The following is a 14,906-nucleotide window of genomic DNA, read 5'->3' as shown; positions in this document are numbered from 1 at the left end:
CCGGTGCAAGGCTCGGGCCGGTCAGGGCGCGTCAGGCGCAGGGTCGGGACCGGGCGCCGGCCGGTCGTCAAGCTCGAGTTGCAGGAACGCGAGGTCGAGCCAGCGCCCGAACTTGGCCCCCACCTGCGGCAGGTGCCCGGTCTGGCGGAACCCCATCCGCTCGTGCAGGCGGATCGAGCCGGTGTTCTCGACGGCGATCCCGGCTACCATGACGTGCTTGCCCAGCGCCCGCGCCCGGTCGATCAGGGCGGTGAGCAGGGCGGCCCCGATGCCGCCGCCGCGCACGTCCGCCCGGACATAGACCGAATGCTCGACGGTAAAGCGGTAGCCGTCGAAGGCCCGCCAGTCGCCGAAGCTCGCGTAGCCCAGCACCGCGCCACCGGCGCCGGTGGCCACGAGCACCGGATAGCCCGCCGCCTGCCGCCCCTCCATCCACGCGGCGCGGTTGGCGGCATCGACGGGGGTCAGGTTCCAGACCGCCGTCGTCCCGGTCACCGCGTCGTTGTAGATCGCGGCGATCGCCCCGGCATCCGCCGGCCCCGCCTCGCGGATCGTCACGCTTGCTGCGAGCGCCATCCCGGCCCTACAGCCCCAGCGCGCGATAGCTCGCGGCGATGCGCGAGATGGCCACCATGTAGCCCGCAGTCCGCAGGTCCGGCACCTTGGCGTTCGTCTCGAGCACCGCGACCATGTTCTGCAACGCCCCCCGCATCGTGTCGTCGAGCCCCGAGCGCACCAGCTCAAGCTCGTCGGCGCCGCGCAGGTATTTCTGCTTGAACCCCTCGGAGAGCGTCCAGCCCAGCCCCTCGTCCGCCGACAGCCGCTCGAGCTCTTCGACGAGGATGCGGTGGCGGGCCTCCTCCTGCCGGCGCTCCATCCGGCCGAAGCTGATGTGGCCGAGGTTCTTGACCCACTCGAAATAGCTGACCGTGACGCCGCCCGCGTTGGCGTAGAGGTCGGGGACGATGACTACGCCGCGGGCGCGCAGGATCGCGTCGGCCTCGGCGGTGATCGGGCCGTTCGCGGCCTCGACGATGAGGGGGGCGCGGATGCCCTCGGCGTTGCCGCGGTGGATCGCCCCCTCGAGCGCCGCGGGGATCAGGATGTCGCAGTCAAGCTCCAGCGCCTTGGCCGAGTCGGGCTCGAAGGTCGCGCCGGGGAAGTCGCGGACCCCGCCGGTCGATTTCATGTGCGCCTGCAGCTCGAGGATGTTGAGCCCTGCGGGGTTCATCACCGCGCCGTCGCGCTCGGCCACCGCGACGATCCGCGCCCCGTCCTCGGTCGACAGGAACTGCGCCGCGTGGAAGCCCACGTTGCCCAGGCCCTGCACCACGATGCGCTTGCCGTCGAGCGTGCCGGAGAGCCCCGCGCGGGTCAGGACCGAGGGGGTGCGGAACACCTCGCGCAGCGCGTATTGCACGCCGCGCCCGGTCGCCTCGATCCGCCCGGCGATGCCGCCGAAGCTGATCGGCTTGCCGGTGACGCAGGCGCGTGCGTCGATGTCCTCGGGGTGCAGCCGCTTGTAGGCGTCGGCCATCCACGCCATCTCGCGCTCGCCGGTCCCCATGTCGGGGGCGGGGACGTTCTGCGCGGGCGAGATCAGCCGCCGCCGGCTCAGCTCATAGGTGAAGCGGCGGGTGATCTTTTCCAGCTCGTCCTCGTCCCAGGCGCGCGGGTCGATGGTCAGCCCGCCCTTTGAGCCGCCGAACGGCAGCTCGACCAGCGCGCATTTGTAGCTCATCAGCGCGGCCAGCGCCTCGACCTCGTCCTGGTCCACGTTGAGCGCATAGCGGATGCCGCCCTTGACCGGCTCCTGATGTTCCGAGTGGACGGCCCGGTAGCCGGTGAAGGTGTGGATCTCGCCGCGCAGCCGGACGCCGAAGCGGACGACATAGGTCGAGTTGCAGACCCGGATCTTCTCTTCAAGCCCCGGGGGCAGGTCCATGAGCTGGGCGGCCTCGGTGAACATCCGGTCCACCGAATCGCGGAACGAGGCGGCGGGCGGGGCGGTGAGGACGGCGCTCATGAAGGATCCCTTGGTGATGGCGCCCGGGAGGCTGTCCGGGGCGCGCAGGTGGCGAATGGACGTTACGTTAGCTGCCGGATTCCGCTTGTAAACCCGGCGCTCTGCACGATTTTCGGGCGGCGCCGGGCAAAGCGCCGCCGCCGCCGCCGTTCCGGCCGAAGCGGGGGTCAGGCCGCCGCCGACTTGGCCGGGCGGCCGGCGACGTAGGTCTCGACCACCGCCCGGTCGTCCCCCAGCGTCTGCAGCAGGAACAGCTCGTCCTCGAGCCCCCGCAGCCGCTCGGCCCTCAGCCGCATGGCCGGCGTCGCGCGGGCGTCGAGCACCACCAGATCGGCGTCCGAGCCCTCGGCCAGCGTCCCGATCCGGTCCGCCATCCCCAGCGCCAGCGCGTTGCCGCGCGTCGCCCAGTGGAACGCCGCCAGCGGGTTCAGCCGCGCGCCCCGCAGCTGGCTGACCTTGTAGGCCTCGTCCAGCGTCCTGAGCATCGACCACGAGGTGCCGCCGCCGATGTCGGTCGCCACCCCGGTCACGATCCCCGCCGCCCGCAGGCCGGTGCGGTCGAAGAGCCCCGAGCCGAGAAACAGGTTCGAGGTCGGGCAATGGATCGCCCGCGTGCGGGTCTCGGCCATCCGCGCGATCTCGCGCGGGGTCAGGTGGATGGCGTGGCCCATCAGGCTGCGCGGTCCCAGAAGCCCGAAGCGGTCGTAGATGTCGAGGTAGTCGCGCGCCTCGGGATAGAGGCTCAGCGTAAAGTCGATCTCGGCCCGGTTCTCGCTCAGATGGGTCTGAATCGGCAGATCAAGGAACTCGGCCGCCAGCGCCCCGGCCGCGGCGAGCTGTTCGGGGGTCGAGGTGATCGCGAAGCGCGGCGTGATGGCATAGGTCAGCCGCCCGCGCCCGGCCCAGCGGGTGATCAGCGCCCGGCTATCGTCATACGAGGCTTGCGCCGTGTCGTGGACCGCCGGCGCGGCGTTGCGGTCCATCATCACCTTGCCGCCCAGCATCGCCATGCCGCGCGCCTCGGCGGCGGCGAACAGCGCGTCGATCGACCCCGGATGAACCGAGCCGAAGGCGCAGGCCGTGGTCGTGCCATGCGCGATCAGCAGGTCGAGAAACGCCTCGGCCATCCGCGCCGCGTGGGCCGGATCGGCAAAGGCCGCCTCGGCCGGGAAGGTGTGGTCGTTCAGCCAGTCGAGCAGGGCTGCGGCGTAACTTGCCACCACCTGCCCCTGTGGAAAGTGGATATGCGGGTCGATGAAGCCGGGCAGGATCAGGTGCGGGCGGTGGTCGATCTCGCGCGCCTGCGGATGGGCGCGGGCCAGCGCCGCCCCGTCGCCCACCGCGGCGATGCGCCCGTTGCGGACCAGCACCGCGCCGTCCTCGAGGTAGAGGTGGGCGTCCGCCACCTCCTCGGGGTCTGCGTGAAAGCCGAGCACCCGGCCGCGGATCAGCGTGTCGCTCATGCGGGCACGCGCGCGTGGGTCATGAGCGCGGCCATGATCTCGGCCGCGGCGAAGGCCGCGATCACCTCGGGGCGCTTGTCGCGGGGGGCGTGGGCGGCGATGGGGCAGGTCAGCCGCCCCGCGTCCACCCCGACCCGCGTCGCGTGGCGCAGGAAGGCCGCGCGTTTCGAGGCGCTGCCGATCATGCCCACATAGCCCGCATCCCCGCGCGCCAGTGCCTCGACCGCGATCAGGAAATCCAGCGCGTGATCGTGGGTGACGATGACGAAGGCCGCGCCGGGGTCCGCGCGGCGCACCTCGGCCTCGGGCAGAGCGGTCAGGGTCTGGGGGACGCAGCCGGCCTGCGCGAGTTCCTCGGCCCGGCTGTCGATCAGCCGCACCCGGACGGGCAGGGGGGTCAAGGCGCGTGCGAGCGCCCGCCCGACGTGGCCCGCGCCGAAGACCAGCACCTCGGGCCCCGGCGGCGGCACCGTCGCGGGCGCGCGGTCGAGGCTCAGCGCCACCCGCCCGCCGCAGCACTGGCCGATCTCGGGGCCGAGCGGCACGTCCATCGCGGCCTTACGCTCGCCCTTCGCCAGCATCGCCCGCGCGCGGTCCATCGCCATGTATTCCAGCGCCCCGCCGCCGATCGACCCGGTGACCGCATCGGCGGTGACGATCATCTCGGCCCCGACCTCGCGCGGGGCCGAGCCGCGCACGCCCGCCACGCGCACCCGGATCGCGTCGTTCCGGGCCGCCTCCCCCGCGGCACCGGTCCCCCTGCGCGCCCCACGGGTCATGCCGCGCCCCTCAGCCGCGCGACCGCCATCAGCACCCGCTCGGGCGTCGCCGGCGCATCGAGCCGCGGCGCCACGCGGTAGCCCTCGACCGAGGCGACCGCATGGCCAATCGCCTCGAACACCGAGATCCCCAGCATGAACGGCGGCTCGCCCACCGCCTTGGACCGCCGCACGGTCGGCTCGCGGTTCTCGGACCAGTCGGCCAGCGCCACGTTGAAGACCTTGGGCCGGTCCGAGGCGAGCGGGATCTTGTAGGTCGAGGGCGCGTGCGTCCTCAGCCGTCCGGTGTCGTCCCAGACCAGCTCCTCGCTCGTCAGCCAGCCGGTGCCCTGCACGAAGGCGCCCTCGATCTGGCCCACGTCGATCGCCGGGTTGATCGAGCGGCCGACGTCATGCAGCACGTCCGCGCGCTCGATCACGTATTCCCCGGTCAGCGTGTCCACCGCGACCTCGGCGCAGGCCGCGCCATAGGCGTAGTAATAGAACGGCCGGCCGCGCCCGGCCTTGCGGTCCCAATGGATCTTCGGCGTCGCATAGAACCCCGTCGCCGACAGCGGTACGCGGGCGAGATAGGCCATCTGCGCCAGCTCGGCGAAGGGCGTCCGGTCGTCCCCGGCGATGACCTCGCCCCCCTCGAACCGCACCGCCTCGGGCGCGACACCCTTGGCGCGGCCCAGGAACTCGGCCAGCCGCCGCTTGATCTTGCCGGCCGCGTCCAGCGCCGCCATGCCGTTGAGGTCGGTCCCCGAGGACGCCGCCGTGGCCGAGGTGTTCGGCACCTTCTCGGTCGTCGTCTTCGTCACCCGCACCAGCGCCAGATCGACGCCGAAGGCCTCGGCCACGACCTGCGCCACCTTGGTGTGCAGCCCCTGGCCCATCTCGGTCCCGCCGTGATTGAGCTGGATCGAGCCGTCCGCATAGAGGTGCACCAGCGCCCCCGCCTGGTTGAAATGCGTGGCGGTGAAGCTGATCCCGAACTTCACCGGCGTCAGCGCGATGCCGCGCCGGATGGGGCTGCCGGCGGCCTCGGCGCGGGCATTGAAGTCCAGCACCCCCTGCCGGCGGGCGTCATAGTCGCAGGACGCCTCGAGCTCGGCGAAGATGCGCGGCAGGATCTGGTCCTCGACCTCCTGGTGATAGGGGGTCAGGTCGCCGTTCCGGTAGAGGTTCACCTTGCGCACTGCGAGCGTGTCCTGCCCGGTGGCATAGGCGATGTCCTCGATGATCCGCTCGGCGACGATCACCCCCTGCGGGCCGCCGAAGCCGCGGAAGGCGGTGTTCGATACCGTGTTGGTGCGCAGGGGATGCGAGGTCAGCCGCGCCGCCGGGTAGCGATAGGCGTTGTCGGCGTGAAACAGCGCCCGGTCGGTCACCGCCTGCGACAGGTCCGCCGAGAACCCGCAGCGCGCGTACCAGTCGCCCTCGACGCCAAGGATGCGGCCCGCGTCGTCGAAGCCCACGCGGTAGTCGACGACGAAGTCGTGGCGCTTGCCGGTGGCGATCATGTCCTCGTCGCGGTCGGGGCGCAGCTTGACCGCCCGCCCCCAGCGCCGCGCGGCGATGGCGGCGATGCAGCAGAACAGGTTCATCTGCGTTTCCTTGCCGCCGAACCCGCCCCCCATCCGCCGCACGTTGACCACCACCGCGTGCGCCGCGACGTCCAGCGCGTGCGCCACCATGTGCTGCACCTCGGTCGGGTGCTGGGTCGAGGTGAACACGGTCATCTCGTCACCCTCGCCGGGGATCGCCAGCGCGATCTGCCCCTCGAGGTAGAAATGGTCCTGCCCGCCGATCACGAACCGCCCCTCGGCCTGGCGCGGCGCGGCGGCGAGCGCCACCTCGGCCTCGCCGATCCTGAGCGTCATCCCCTCGACCGCGAGCGCGCCGCCGGCGGCCAGCGCCTGCACCGGGTCGAGGACGAAGGGCGCGTCGTCATAGTCGATCTCGGCCAGCGTCGCGGCCCGGCGCGCGGCCTCGCGCGTCTCGGCGATCACCGCGAAGACCGGCTGGCCGTGAAACATCACCCGGCCGTCGGCGAGGATCGGGTCGTCGCCCCGCCCGATCGGGCTCACGTCGTTGCGCCCGGGGATGTCGGCGGCGGTCAGCACCCCCACCACCCCCGGCGCGGCGCGCACCGCGTCGAGGTCCCTGCGCCGGATCGTCCCATGCGCCACGGTGGCGAGGCCCAAGGCCGCGTGCAGCGCGCCCTCGGGGATCGGCAGGTCGTCGGTATAGTCGGCCCGCCCGGTGACGTGCAGCGTGGCGGATTCGTGCGGCACGTCGCGGCTGGCCGCGACCTCGGCATAAGGGGTGCGCTGGTCCATCATCCTGCCTCCGCCACCGCGCGGTCCAGCCGCACCGGAACCGCGATCCCCGCCTGCTCGAGCCAGAACCGCCGGAAGAAATTGGCCGCCACCGCCTGCCGATAGGCGACCGAGGCGCGGAAATCGCTGAGCGGGGTGAAATCGCCCGCCACCGCCGCGGCCGCCGCCTCGAAGCTCTCGGCCGCGAAGGGCGCGCCTTCCAGCGCCGCCTCGGCCGCCCCCGCCCGCTTGGGGATGCCCGCCATGCCGCCGAAGGCGACGCGGGCGCCGGTGATCCGCCCGCCCGCGACGGTGAGGCGGAACCCCGCCGCCACGGCCGAGATATCCGCCGCCACCCGCTTCGAGAGCTTGTAGGCGGCGATGATCGCATCCCCCTTGCGCGGGATGATGATGGTTTCGAGGAACTCGCCCGGCCGCCGGTCCTGACGCCCGTACGCGATGAAGTAGTCCTCGAGCGCCATCTCGCGCCGCGCGTCGCCGTGGCGCAGCACGATCCGCGCCCCGAGCGCGATGAGCAGCGGCGGCATCTCGCCGATGGGCGAGCCGTTGGCGATGTTGCCGCCGACGGTGCCCGCGTTGCGGATCTGCCAGCCGCCGATCCGCAGAAGGTAATCCTCGACCTCGGGGAAATGCGCCCGCACCACCGGGGCGAACTCGGAAAAGGTCACGCCCGCGCCGATGCGGAGGTCGGCGTCGGTCTCTTCGATGTCCTTCATCAGATGGCCGATGAAGATGCCGGGCTCGATCGGGCGCATCAGCTTCGTCACCCACAGCCCCACGTCCGTCGCGCCCGAGACGAGCGTCGCCTCGGGGTGGGCGGTAAGTTCGGCCGCCAGCGCGTCGGTGTCGGCGGGCACCACCGCGCGGGCCTCGCCGCGCTGGACCTCGGCCCCCGGCGGGATCGCCGCGAGCCGGGCCGCGACCTCGGCGCGCTCGACCGCCAGCGCGTCCTGCAACTGGCCCCCCGCGCGGCCCGCCGCCTGCGCCGCCCGCACGATCGGCGCGTAGCCCGTGCAGCGGCAGAGATTCCCTTGCAGCGCCGTCTCGATCTCGACCACCGAGGGGTCGGGGTTGGTCATCCACAGCCCGTAGAGCGCCATCACGAACCCCGGGGTGCAGAACCCGCACTGGCTGCCGTGATGTTCGACCATCGCCGCCTGCACCGGATGCAGGCCGCCGTCCGCGCCCCTCAGGTGCTCGACCGTGACGATGTGGCAGCGGTGGCAGGCGGCGAGGAACCGGATGCAGGCGTTGACCGGCTCATAGACCAGCCCGCCCTCGGTCAGCCGCCCGACCAGCACCGTACAGGCGCCGCAGTCGCCCTCGGCACAGCCCTCCTTGGTGCCGGTGAGCCGCCGCCCGAGCCGCACGAAGTCGAGAAGCGTGTCGCCCGGGGCCGCCTCGGTCAGGCTGATCTCGGTGTCGTTGAGAAGAAAGCGGATCGGGTCGCCCATGATCGGTCCATGCTGCTGCCGCGGCCATTCTGGGGCAAGCCCGCCCTTGCAGAAACCCCGTCCGTGCGTGAACAGTTTACGCCCCGGCGAAAGAAAGGCCCCCATGTCCTACCTCGAGAGCCTGCGCGTGTTCGTCCGCGTGGTCGAGCTCGGCTCGATCACCGCGGGCGGGCGCGACATGCGGCTGTCGCCGGCGGCGTCCTCGGCCCGCATCCGCGACCTCGAGGAACGCTTCGGGGTGCGGCTGCTGAACCGCACCACGCGGACCCTCACACCCACCGAGATCGGCCGCGTGCTCTACGACAACGCCCGCCGGGTGCTGGCGACGCTCGACGAGGCCGAGGCCGCGGTCGCCACCGCCTCTGGCACCCCGCAGGGCGTCGTCCGGGTGGTGGCGCCGCTGGTCGCGGGGCGGCGGCTGGTCGCGCCCTTGGTCCCGCGCTTCGTGGCCGAGAACCCCGAGGTGCAGGTCCGCCTGCGCCTCTCGGACCGCGCCGTGAACATGGTCGAAGAGGGGATCGACGTCGCCTTCTACCTCGGCCACCCCGAGGAATCCGCCCTCATCCGCCGCAAGATCGGCCCCTGCCCGCGGGTGCTGGTGGCCGCCCCCGCCTATCTCGCCGCCCGCGGCACGCCCACGGCGCCCGAGGATCTCAAGGCCCACACCTGCCTCTTGCTGCGCTTTCCGCGCTCGCCCGAGTATTACTGGGTGCTCGACACCCCGGCGGGGCCGGTGAAGCTGATGGTGGCGGGCGGGTTCGACACCGACGACGGCTCGGTGCTGACCGACTGGGCGCTGGCCGGGGCGGGGATCGCCAACCGTCCGCGCTACGAGGTGGCGGACGACCTCGCCGCCGGGCGGCTGGTCGAGCTGCTGCCCGAGACCCCGCCGCTGCCGGTCGAGTTCGGGGTGCTGACCCCGCACCGCGAGTTCCTCGACCCCAAGGTGCGGCTCTTCGTGGATTTCGCCGTGAAGGCGCTGAAGGGGGCGGTGGCCTGACCGCCGCGGCGCCTGGCCCGTGGCGCGGTGACGCAGCGGGCCAAGGGCGCGCTTGATCGGTGACGGCGGCGTGCTAACGCTGGTCCCGCGGCGCCGCCCGGCGCGTTCTTAAAAGGTACCCTCGCACATGGCGAACATCGACATCCGCATGGCCGCGGACATGAGCAACCTCGGCATCTCCTACGGAGCGCTGACCTCGTACGGCAGCACCCACATCACCATCACCGCCGGGCAGGTCGTGACCCGCTACGGCGGGCATTTCACCTTCGACGCCTATGGCGTCTACGGCCAGCTGACCAGCGTGACGCAGACCGTCGGCGGCGCGGTGTCCTACACGGCGACGGGGCTGAACCTCGACGCCTACCGCTTCGTCCAGATGATGGACCAGGGTGATATCGAGGGCATCCTGCGCGACGTGCTGCGCGGCGCCGACCGGATCTCGGGCAGCGGCGGGAACGACACGCTGATCGGGCTGACCGGGGCGGACACGCTGCTGGGCAATGGCGGCGACGACCTGCTGATCGGCGGCGCCGGCGTGGACCGGATGGAGGGGGGCGCCGGCAACGACCGCTACATCGTCGACGACAGCCGCGACGTGGTGATCGAGGCGCCGGGTGCCGGCACCGACCACGTCTTCGCCGCCACCGGCTATCGGCTCGGCGACGGGATCGAGCGGCTGAGCCTGACCGGCGCGGCCGCCTGGGGCGTCGGCAACGCGCTCGACAACGTGCTGACCGGCACGGACGGCGCCAACGTGCTGAACGGCGGCCTCGGGCGCGACCGGCTGGTCGGGCTGGGCGGCAACGACAGCTACGTGGTCACGCAAGGGGACACGGTGGTGGAGCTCGCCGGCGGCGGCACCGACAGCGTGCGCAGCACGGTCAGCTGGACGCTCGGCGCGCATCTCGAGAACCTGACGCTCGAGGGGACCGCGAACCTCGCCGGGACCGGCAATTCGGGCGCCAACCGGCTGGCCGGGAACGGCGGCGCCAACCGGCTCGACGGACTAGCGGGCAACGACACGCTCTGGGGCAACGGCGGCAACGACACGCTGGCGGGCGGGGCGGGCGACGACCGGCTGACCGGCGGGGCCGGGGCCGACCGCTTCGTCTTCACCGGCGGGCGCGACGTGGTGCTGGATTTTCAGCACGGCGTCGATCGCGTGGCGCTCGACGCCGACGCGCTGGGCCTGGCCAGCCGCGCCGACGTGCTGGCCGCCTGCCGCGTGTGGGGAAACGGCATCATGGTGGACGGGGCCGGCGCGAACGACCTGATCGTGACCGGGGTCACGCTCGACGAGTTCCGCGACAGTTTCTTCCTGATCTGAGCGGAGGGCCGCGGGCGGGGCTGGACGCACGGCGCGTCGGCCCCCGCTCCGGCCCGGCGCGCCCGGACCGAGGCCCAGCCGCGCGCCCGGCGCCTCACCCCCGCCCGGCGCTGTCGATCCAGGCGCGGATCACGGCGCGCTCGGCGGGCTCCATGAAGCTCACGTTGCCGGGCGGCATGGCGTCGGTCAGCCCGGCCTGCGTCAGGATGTCCCGCGCGGTTCGGGCGATCTGGGCGTCGGTCTCAAGCACGATCCGACGCGGCGCGGTGGCGATGCCGGGCCAGCCGGGCGTCTCGGCGTGGCACATCGAGCAGCGGCCCAGCACGATGTTGCGCACGTCGTCGAAATGCGGGTCCTCGATCAGCCGCGCCTGCGCGGTGGTCAGCCGCTCTTCGTCCGGCAGCCGCTGGGTGCCGAGCGACGAGAGCCACACGGCCGCCGCGAACAGCAGCGCCGTCACCCCCCAGGTCCACCACGGCCACGGCTTGCGGGCGTGCTTGGTGTTGAAGAAATGCCGGATGGTGACGCCCATCAGGAACACCAGCGCCGCGATCAGCCAGTTGTAGCGGCTCGCGAACGCCAGCGGGTAGTGGTTCGAGAGCATCAGGAACACGACCGGCAGCGTCAGGTAGTTGTTGTGGGTCGAGCGCAGCTTGGCGATCTTGCCGTATTTCGGGTCCGGCCGCCGCCCCGCCTTGAGGTCTCGCACGACGATGCGCTGGTTCGGCATGATGACCATCGCCACGTTCGCGGTCATGATCGTGGCGGTGAAGGCGCCCAGATGCAGCAGCGCGGCGCGCCCGGTGAACACCTGGTCATAGCCCCAGGCCATCGCCACCAGCAGCACGAACAGCAGCAGCATGAGCGTGGTCGGGTTCTCGCCCAGCCGGCTCTTGCAGAGCGTGTCGTAGATCACCCAGCCCACGACCAGCGAGCCGGCCGAGATCGCGATCGCCTCCCAGCGCGCCAGCTCCATCTTGGCGGGGTCGATGAGGAACAGCTCGCTCTGCGCCCAGTAGAGCACGGCGAGCATGGCGAGGCCGGTCAGCCAGGTGGCATAGCTCTCCCACTTGAACCAGGTCAGGTGCTCGGGCATCCGCGCCGGCGCCACGAGGTACTTGGTGATGTGGTAGAAACCGCCGCCGTGGACCTGCCACTCCTCGCCGTGGGCGCCCTCGGGCAGGCCGGGCGCCTTCTGCAGCCCCAGGTCCAGCGCGATGAAGTAGAAGGACGAGCCGATCCAGGCGATGGCGGTGACGACGTGCAGCCAGCGGATCGCCAGCGCCGCCCAGTCGTGCAGGATGATCGGGTCCATGCGTCAGCTGCCCCGGTAGGTCGAGAAGCCGTAGGGCGAGACGAGCAGCGGGACGTGGTAGTGGTCGTCCTCGGCCATCCCGAAGCGGATCGGCACCTCGTCGAGAAACCGCGGCCCGGCCGCCTGATGCCCCTGCGCGTCCAGCCAGTCGCCGACGTGGAACACCAGCTCGTAGCGGCCGGTGCGGAAGGTGGCCTCGGGCAGGATCGGGCCGTCGGTGCGCCCGTCGGCGTTGGTCACGACCTCGGCCAGTTGCCGCCGCTCACCGTCGAGCGCGTAGAGCGTGATGCGCATCCCCGCCGCCGGGCGTCCGCCGACGGTGTCGAGCACGTGGGTGGTCAGAAAACCGGGCATGAGCCCCCCGTTCAAGCATGGTATCTGGTCCGGTGATACCGCAGGATGGCGGGCAGACAATATTGCGAAACGACATTCAGCCTCTCGTTTCGGCGAAGAATGGACAAGGACCGCGCATGACGCCCCCCGACCGCACACTCCGCGCCGCCCCGCTGACCGCCGCCGCCTTCGCCCCCTGGGGCGAGGTGCTCGAGACGGCGGGCGCGCCCGACCGGATCATCAACGAGGGGCGCTGCGGGCGCTGGCACGACCGCGCCCGGCTGGATGCCGAGCCGGTCGGCCTGTCGCTCTTCCGCTCGGGCGCGGTGACGCTGCCCTATGCCTTCCGGCTGGTCGAGCGCCACCCGCTCGGCTCGCAGGCGTTCCTGCCGATGACCGAGCACCCGTTCCTGGTGATCGTGGCCCCCGACGAGGGCGGGGTGCCGGGCCGCCCGCAGGCGTTCCTGACCGCGCCGGGGCAGGGGATCAACCTGCGGCGCCGGGCATGGCACGGGGTGCTGACGCCACTGGCCGAGCCGGGGCTGTTCGCGGTGGTGGACCGCTGCGGCGACGGCCCGAACCTCGAGGAATACCGCTACGACGCCGACTGGACGGTGGTGGCGGGGTAGGGGGGGTGCAGCAGCCTGCGCCCCAGCGCCCCCATCGCTCTGCGTGACCCGGCCTCCCTGCCTCCGGCATTTGCCCTGCCGTCTCCCAGCCCTGCCGACCTCTCAACGCCGCGCGACCGGCCTGACCTCAAGTTACGACGCCGACTGGACGGGTGGGGCGGGGCTGAGAGCAATGGAGCGGCGCAGAGGGGCTAGGCGCGTCGGAGGGGTGCAGCAGCAGTCCGCACCCCTAAACCATCGACGCGACCACCCGGCCCTCGAAATCGCCGCGAGGGCCCGCGCCCCCCGACGGCCCCTGTGTCCCACAACAGGCCGGCGTTTCACTGCGTCCCGGCCCGCGCCGCCTGCCGTTCCGTCCGATTGGCCCTCGCGCCCCTCGCCACACTTCCGCCCTTCAATGTTAACCGCTAGGCCGCCGCCCGGAGGGTGGCACCGGAGCAAGGCGCACCCCGTGGCGACAAAGCGCGGCACCCCGCGCATCTCCATCTCCCACCCAACATCCCCCGCCCCTTGCCCCGCCGTCCGCCCGGCCTTACCTCCCTCTCCACCCCGCCCGCCCCCAGCCGGACCACCGCCATGCGCCGCCCCTCCCGTCCCGTCTCGCGCGGCCCCGCCGGCCCCCGACCGGGGACGGGCGCGTGAGCGGGCTCGGCCACGTCCTGCTCTCGTCGATGCGGGACGAGGGGCCCTATGTCCTCGAATACGTCGCCCACCACCGCGCCATCGGCTTCGACCGCCTGTTCATCGCCTCGAACGACTGCCGTGACGGGACCGACCTCGTGCTCGACGCGCTCGACGCGGCCGGCGCCGTCACCCACCACCGCAGCACGCTGGCGCCCCGCGACATCCCCCAGCACGCCGCCTATGCGGCGATGCGCAAGGCGCACGGGCTCGACCGCGCCGAGTGGCTGATGGTGCTGGACGCCGACGAGTTCCTCGACGTGACCACCGGCGCGGGCCGGGTGCAGGACCTGACCGACGCGGCGGGCGCGGATGCCGACATCATCATCCTCAACCCCCACACCTTCGGCTCGACCGAGGATCCGCTCTGGCATCCGGGCCTCGTCACCGAGCAGTTCACCCGCCGCGCCGCCGCGCGCTCGGCCCACAACGCGCCGGTCAAGTCGCTGGCCCGCGGGCTCGACCGGTTCGGCGCCATCCACAACCACAGCGTCACCGCCTACTCCGGGGCGGCGCCGCTGACGGTGATGCGGGGGGACGGGACGCGGTTCACCCTGCCGGGCGACGACCCGCACCTGTGGCGCAACCTGCGCCGGTTGCCGGTGGCCGACATCCGCCACGGGCTCGCGCACTACAATCACTACGCGGTGAAATCGCTCGCCGCCTACTGCCTGCGGCAGTTGCGCGGCCGCGGCGCGCGGCCGGTGAGCGAGGCGAACACCCGCCACGACACGATGTATTTCGACCGGCTGGCGCGGCTGCGGGTGCAGGATACCGGGTTCGCGGCCCGCCACGGCGACCGGCTGCGCGCCGAATACGCCCGGCTTCTGGCGCTGCCCGGCGTGGCCGAGGCGCAGGCCGAGACCGAGCGTCGTTATGGCGCGCTGATCGAGGCGCTGGTCTAGGCACCGCCGGTGCCGTCGCCGCCCTCAGCCGGCGCGGGCGGCGGGGCCGGGTCGGCCGCCCCCTCAACTGGCTCGGAGGACGCCACGTCGGCATCGTGCGCCCCGACCTGCGCCGACCCGGCCAGCGCCGGGCCGAGCCGTTCCCAGCTTTCCCACATCGGCCAGGGCCGCGTGACCCCCTCGATCCCGACGAAGCCGTAGCGCGCCGAAAGCTGGCCCGCCGCCTGATCCAGCGGATGCCCCGTCGCTGCGAGATAGAGCGCGGTGGCCAGCCCGGTGCGGTCCGCCCCGCCCTCGCAATGGACCAGCAGCGGCTTCGGCGCGTCGCGCATCAGCGCCACCAGCCGCTCGGCATCCGCCCGGCTCAGCGACTGCGACGAGAGCAGCGGCACATCGTAATGCGCCACGCCTGCGGCCGAGGCGGCGGCGACCTCGGGCGGGTACCACGCCGCGCCGGGGTTCGAGCCGCGCAGGTTCAGCACGCTGCGGATGCCGTCGCGGGCGATCCGGTCGCTCAGCTCCTCGCCGCTGAGCTGGGCCGAGCGGTAGAGCTCGCCCGGCAGCACGGCGTGGTAGTTGCCCGACTGGTAGAGCCCGCCGAACCAGCCCACGGCCAGCATCAGCGCGGCCAGCACCAGCATTCCGGCCCGGGTGGCGAGCCCCTTCACGG

Annotated in this window: 13 protein-coding genes; 4 read left to right on the top strand and 9 right to left on the bottom strand. The window is 72.5% G+C overall.

Annotated features, from left to right (window positions below; all coding sequences use genetic code 11):
* Positions 1-21: 21 nt before the first annotated feature.
* From BLW17_RS01870 to xdhA, 6 genes are all read right to left on the bottom strand, one after another.
* Positions 22-576 carry a GNAT family N-acetyltransferase gene (locus BLW17_RS01870; RefSeq protein WP_170835569.1) on the bottom strand — a complete coding sequence of 185 codons (555 nt, stop codon included), beginning with the start codon at positions 574-576 and terminating at the stop codon, positions 22-24.
* A 7-nt stretch (positions 577-583) separates the two neighbouring features.
* The gene (locus BLW17_RS01865; protein WP_036734777.1) at positions 584-2,026 is read right to left on the bottom strand and encodes a Glu/Leu/Phe/Val family dehydrogenase; all 1,443 of its coding nucleotides are present in this window, start codon (positions 2,024-2,026) and stop codon (positions 584-586) included.
* 167 nt (positions 2,027-2,193) lie between these two features.
* A complete protein-coding gene (gene guaD, locus BLW17_RS01860; protein WP_036734780.1) occupies positions 2,194-3,489 on the bottom strand; it encodes a guanine deaminase in 1,296 nt (431 codons plus the stop codon).
* Positions 3,486-4,268 (bottom strand): xanthine dehydrogenase accessory protein XdhC, encoded by a 783-nt coding sequence (xdhC, locus tag BLW17_RS01855; protein ID WP_052176492.1) that lies wholly within the window; start codon positions 4,266-4,268, stop codon positions 3,486-3,488. Before xdhC ends, guaD begins: the two co-directional genes overlap by 4 nt.
* Positions 4,265-6,595, bottom strand: coding sequence for a xanthine dehydrogenase molybdopterin binding subunit (gene xdhB / locus BLW17_RS01850; RefSeq protein ID WP_036734784.1), 2,331 nt, complete (start codon positions 6,593-6,595; stop codon positions 4,265-4,267). The genes xdhC and xdhB overlap by 4 nt, the downstream gene beginning before the upstream one ends.
* Positions 6,592-8,046: a xanthine dehydrogenase small subunit gene (xdhA, locus tag BLW17_RS01845; protein WP_036734788.1), complete on the bottom strand. Its 1,455-nt coding sequence runs from the start codon at positions 8,044-8,046 to the stop codon at positions 6,592-6,594. Before xdhA ends, xdhB begins: the two co-directional genes overlap by 4 nt.
* A 103-nt stretch (positions 8,047-8,149) precedes the next feature.
* Between xdhA and BLW17_RS01840 the strand changes: the two genes are divergently transcribed.
* Together BLW17_RS01840 and BLW17_RS01835 are read left to right on the top strand one after the other, a co-directional pair.
* Positions 8,150-9,046, top strand: a complete 897-nt coding sequence (locus tag BLW17_RS01840) for a LysR family transcriptional regulator (protein ID WP_036734790.1) — start codon at positions 8,150-8,152, stop codon at positions 9,044-9,046.
* A 127-nt stretch (positions 9,047-9,173) separates the two neighbouring features.
* Positions 9,174-10,373: a calcium-binding protein gene (locus BLW17_RS01835; protein WP_052176493.1), complete on the top strand. Its 1,200-nt coding sequence runs from the start codon at positions 9,174-9,176 to the stop codon at positions 10,371-10,373.
* A gap of 94 nt (positions 10,374-10,467) precedes the next feature.
* Here the strand turns inward: BLW17_RS01835 and BLW17_RS01830 are convergent, their stop codons facing one another.
* Both BLW17_RS01830 and uraH read right to left on the bottom strand, forming a co-directional pair.
* Positions 10,468-11,688, bottom strand: coding sequence for a urate hydroxylase PuuD (locus tag BLW17_RS01830; protein ID WP_036734792.1), 1,221 nt, complete (start codon positions 11,686-11,688; stop codon positions 10,468-10,470).
* A 3-nt stretch (positions 11,689-11,691) separates the two neighbouring features.
* On the bottom strand, positions 11,692-12,042 hold the full coding sequence (gene uraH, locus BLW17_RS01825; protein WP_036734794.1) for a hydroxyisourate hydrolase: 351 nt from the start codon (positions 12,040-12,042) through the stop codon (positions 11,692-11,694).
* 116 nt (positions 12,043-12,158) lie between these two features.
* On the opposite strand from uraH, the gene BLW17_RS01820 reads away from it, so the two are divergent.
* The gene (locus BLW17_RS01820; RefSeq protein WP_036734797.1) at positions 12,159-12,650 is read left to right on the top strand and encodes an ureidoglycolate lyase; all 492 of its coding nucleotides are present in this window, start codon (positions 12,159-12,161) and stop codon (positions 12,648-12,650) included.
* Between the two features lie 638 nt (positions 12,651-13,288).
* Positions 13,289-14,236 carry a glycosyltransferase family 2 protein gene (locus BLW17_RS01815; protein ID WP_036736762.1) on the top strand — a complete coding sequence of 316 codons (948 nt, stop codon included), beginning with the start codon at positions 13,289-13,291 and terminating at the stop codon, positions 14,234-14,236.
* On the opposite strand, the gene BLW17_RS01810 is transcribed toward BLW17_RS01815, so the two are convergent.
* Positions 14,233-14,904, bottom strand: coding sequence for a tyrosine-protein phosphatase (locus BLW17_RS01810; protein ID WP_197055316.1), 672 nt, complete (start codon positions 14,902-14,904; stop codon positions 14,233-14,235). The genes BLW17_RS01815 and BLW17_RS01810 overlap by 4 nt on opposite strands.
* Positions 14,905-14,906: the final 2 nt, after the last annotated feature.

Origin of the sequence: Paracoccus sanguinis, from assembly GCF_900106665.1 — a bacterium.
GTDB lineage: Bacteria > Pseudomonadota > Alphaproteobacteria > Rhodobacterales > Rhodobacteraceae > Paracoccus > Paracoccus panacisoli.
Note: the sequence above shows the minus strand (reverse complement) of the source record. Positions and strands in the feature narration are given on the sequence as shown.

Coding starts and splice junctions, on each gene's coding strand:
- BLW17_RS01840 (WP_036734790.1), top strand. CDS start 8,150: ATGTCCTACCTCGAGAGCCTGCGCGTGTTCGTCCGCGTGGTCGAGCTC.
- BLW17_RS01865 (WP_036734777.1), bottom strand. CDS start 2,026: ATGAGCGCCGTCCTCACCGCCCCGCCCGCCGCCTCGTTCCGCGATTCG.
- BLW17_RS01820 (WP_036734797.1), top strand. CDS start 12,159: ATGACGCCCCCCGACCGCACACTCCGCGCCGCCCCGCTGACCGCCGCC.
- xdhB (WP_036734784.1), bottom strand. CDS start 6,595: ATGATGGACCAGCGCACCCCTTATGCCGAGGTCGCGGCCAGCCGCGAC.
- guaD (WP_036734780.1), bottom strand. CDS start 3,489: ATGAGCGACACGCTGATCCGCGGCCGGGTGCTCGGCTTTCACGCAGAC.
- uraH (WP_036734794.1), bottom strand. CDS start 12,042: ATGCCCGGTTTTCTGACCACCCACGTGCTCGACACCGTCGGCGGACGC.
- xdhC (WP_052176492.1), bottom strand. CDS start 4,268: ATGACCCGTGGGGCGCGCAGGGGGACCGGTGCCGCGGGGGAGGCGGCC.
- BLW17_RS01830 (WP_036734792.1), bottom strand. CDS start 11,688: ATGGACCCGATCATCCTGCACGACTGGGCGGCGCTGGCGATCCGCTGG.
- BLW17_RS01870 (WP_170835569.1), bottom strand. CDS start 576: ATGGCGCTCGCAGCAAGCGTGACGATCCGCGAGGCGGGGCCGGCGGAT.
- xdhA (WP_036734788.1), bottom strand. CDS start 8,046: ATGGGCGACCCGATCCGCTTTCTTCTCAACGACACCGAGATCAGCCTG.
- BLW17_RS01835 (WP_052176493.1), top strand. CDS start 9,174: ATGGCGAACATCGACATCCGCATGGCCGCGGACATGAGCAACCTCGGC.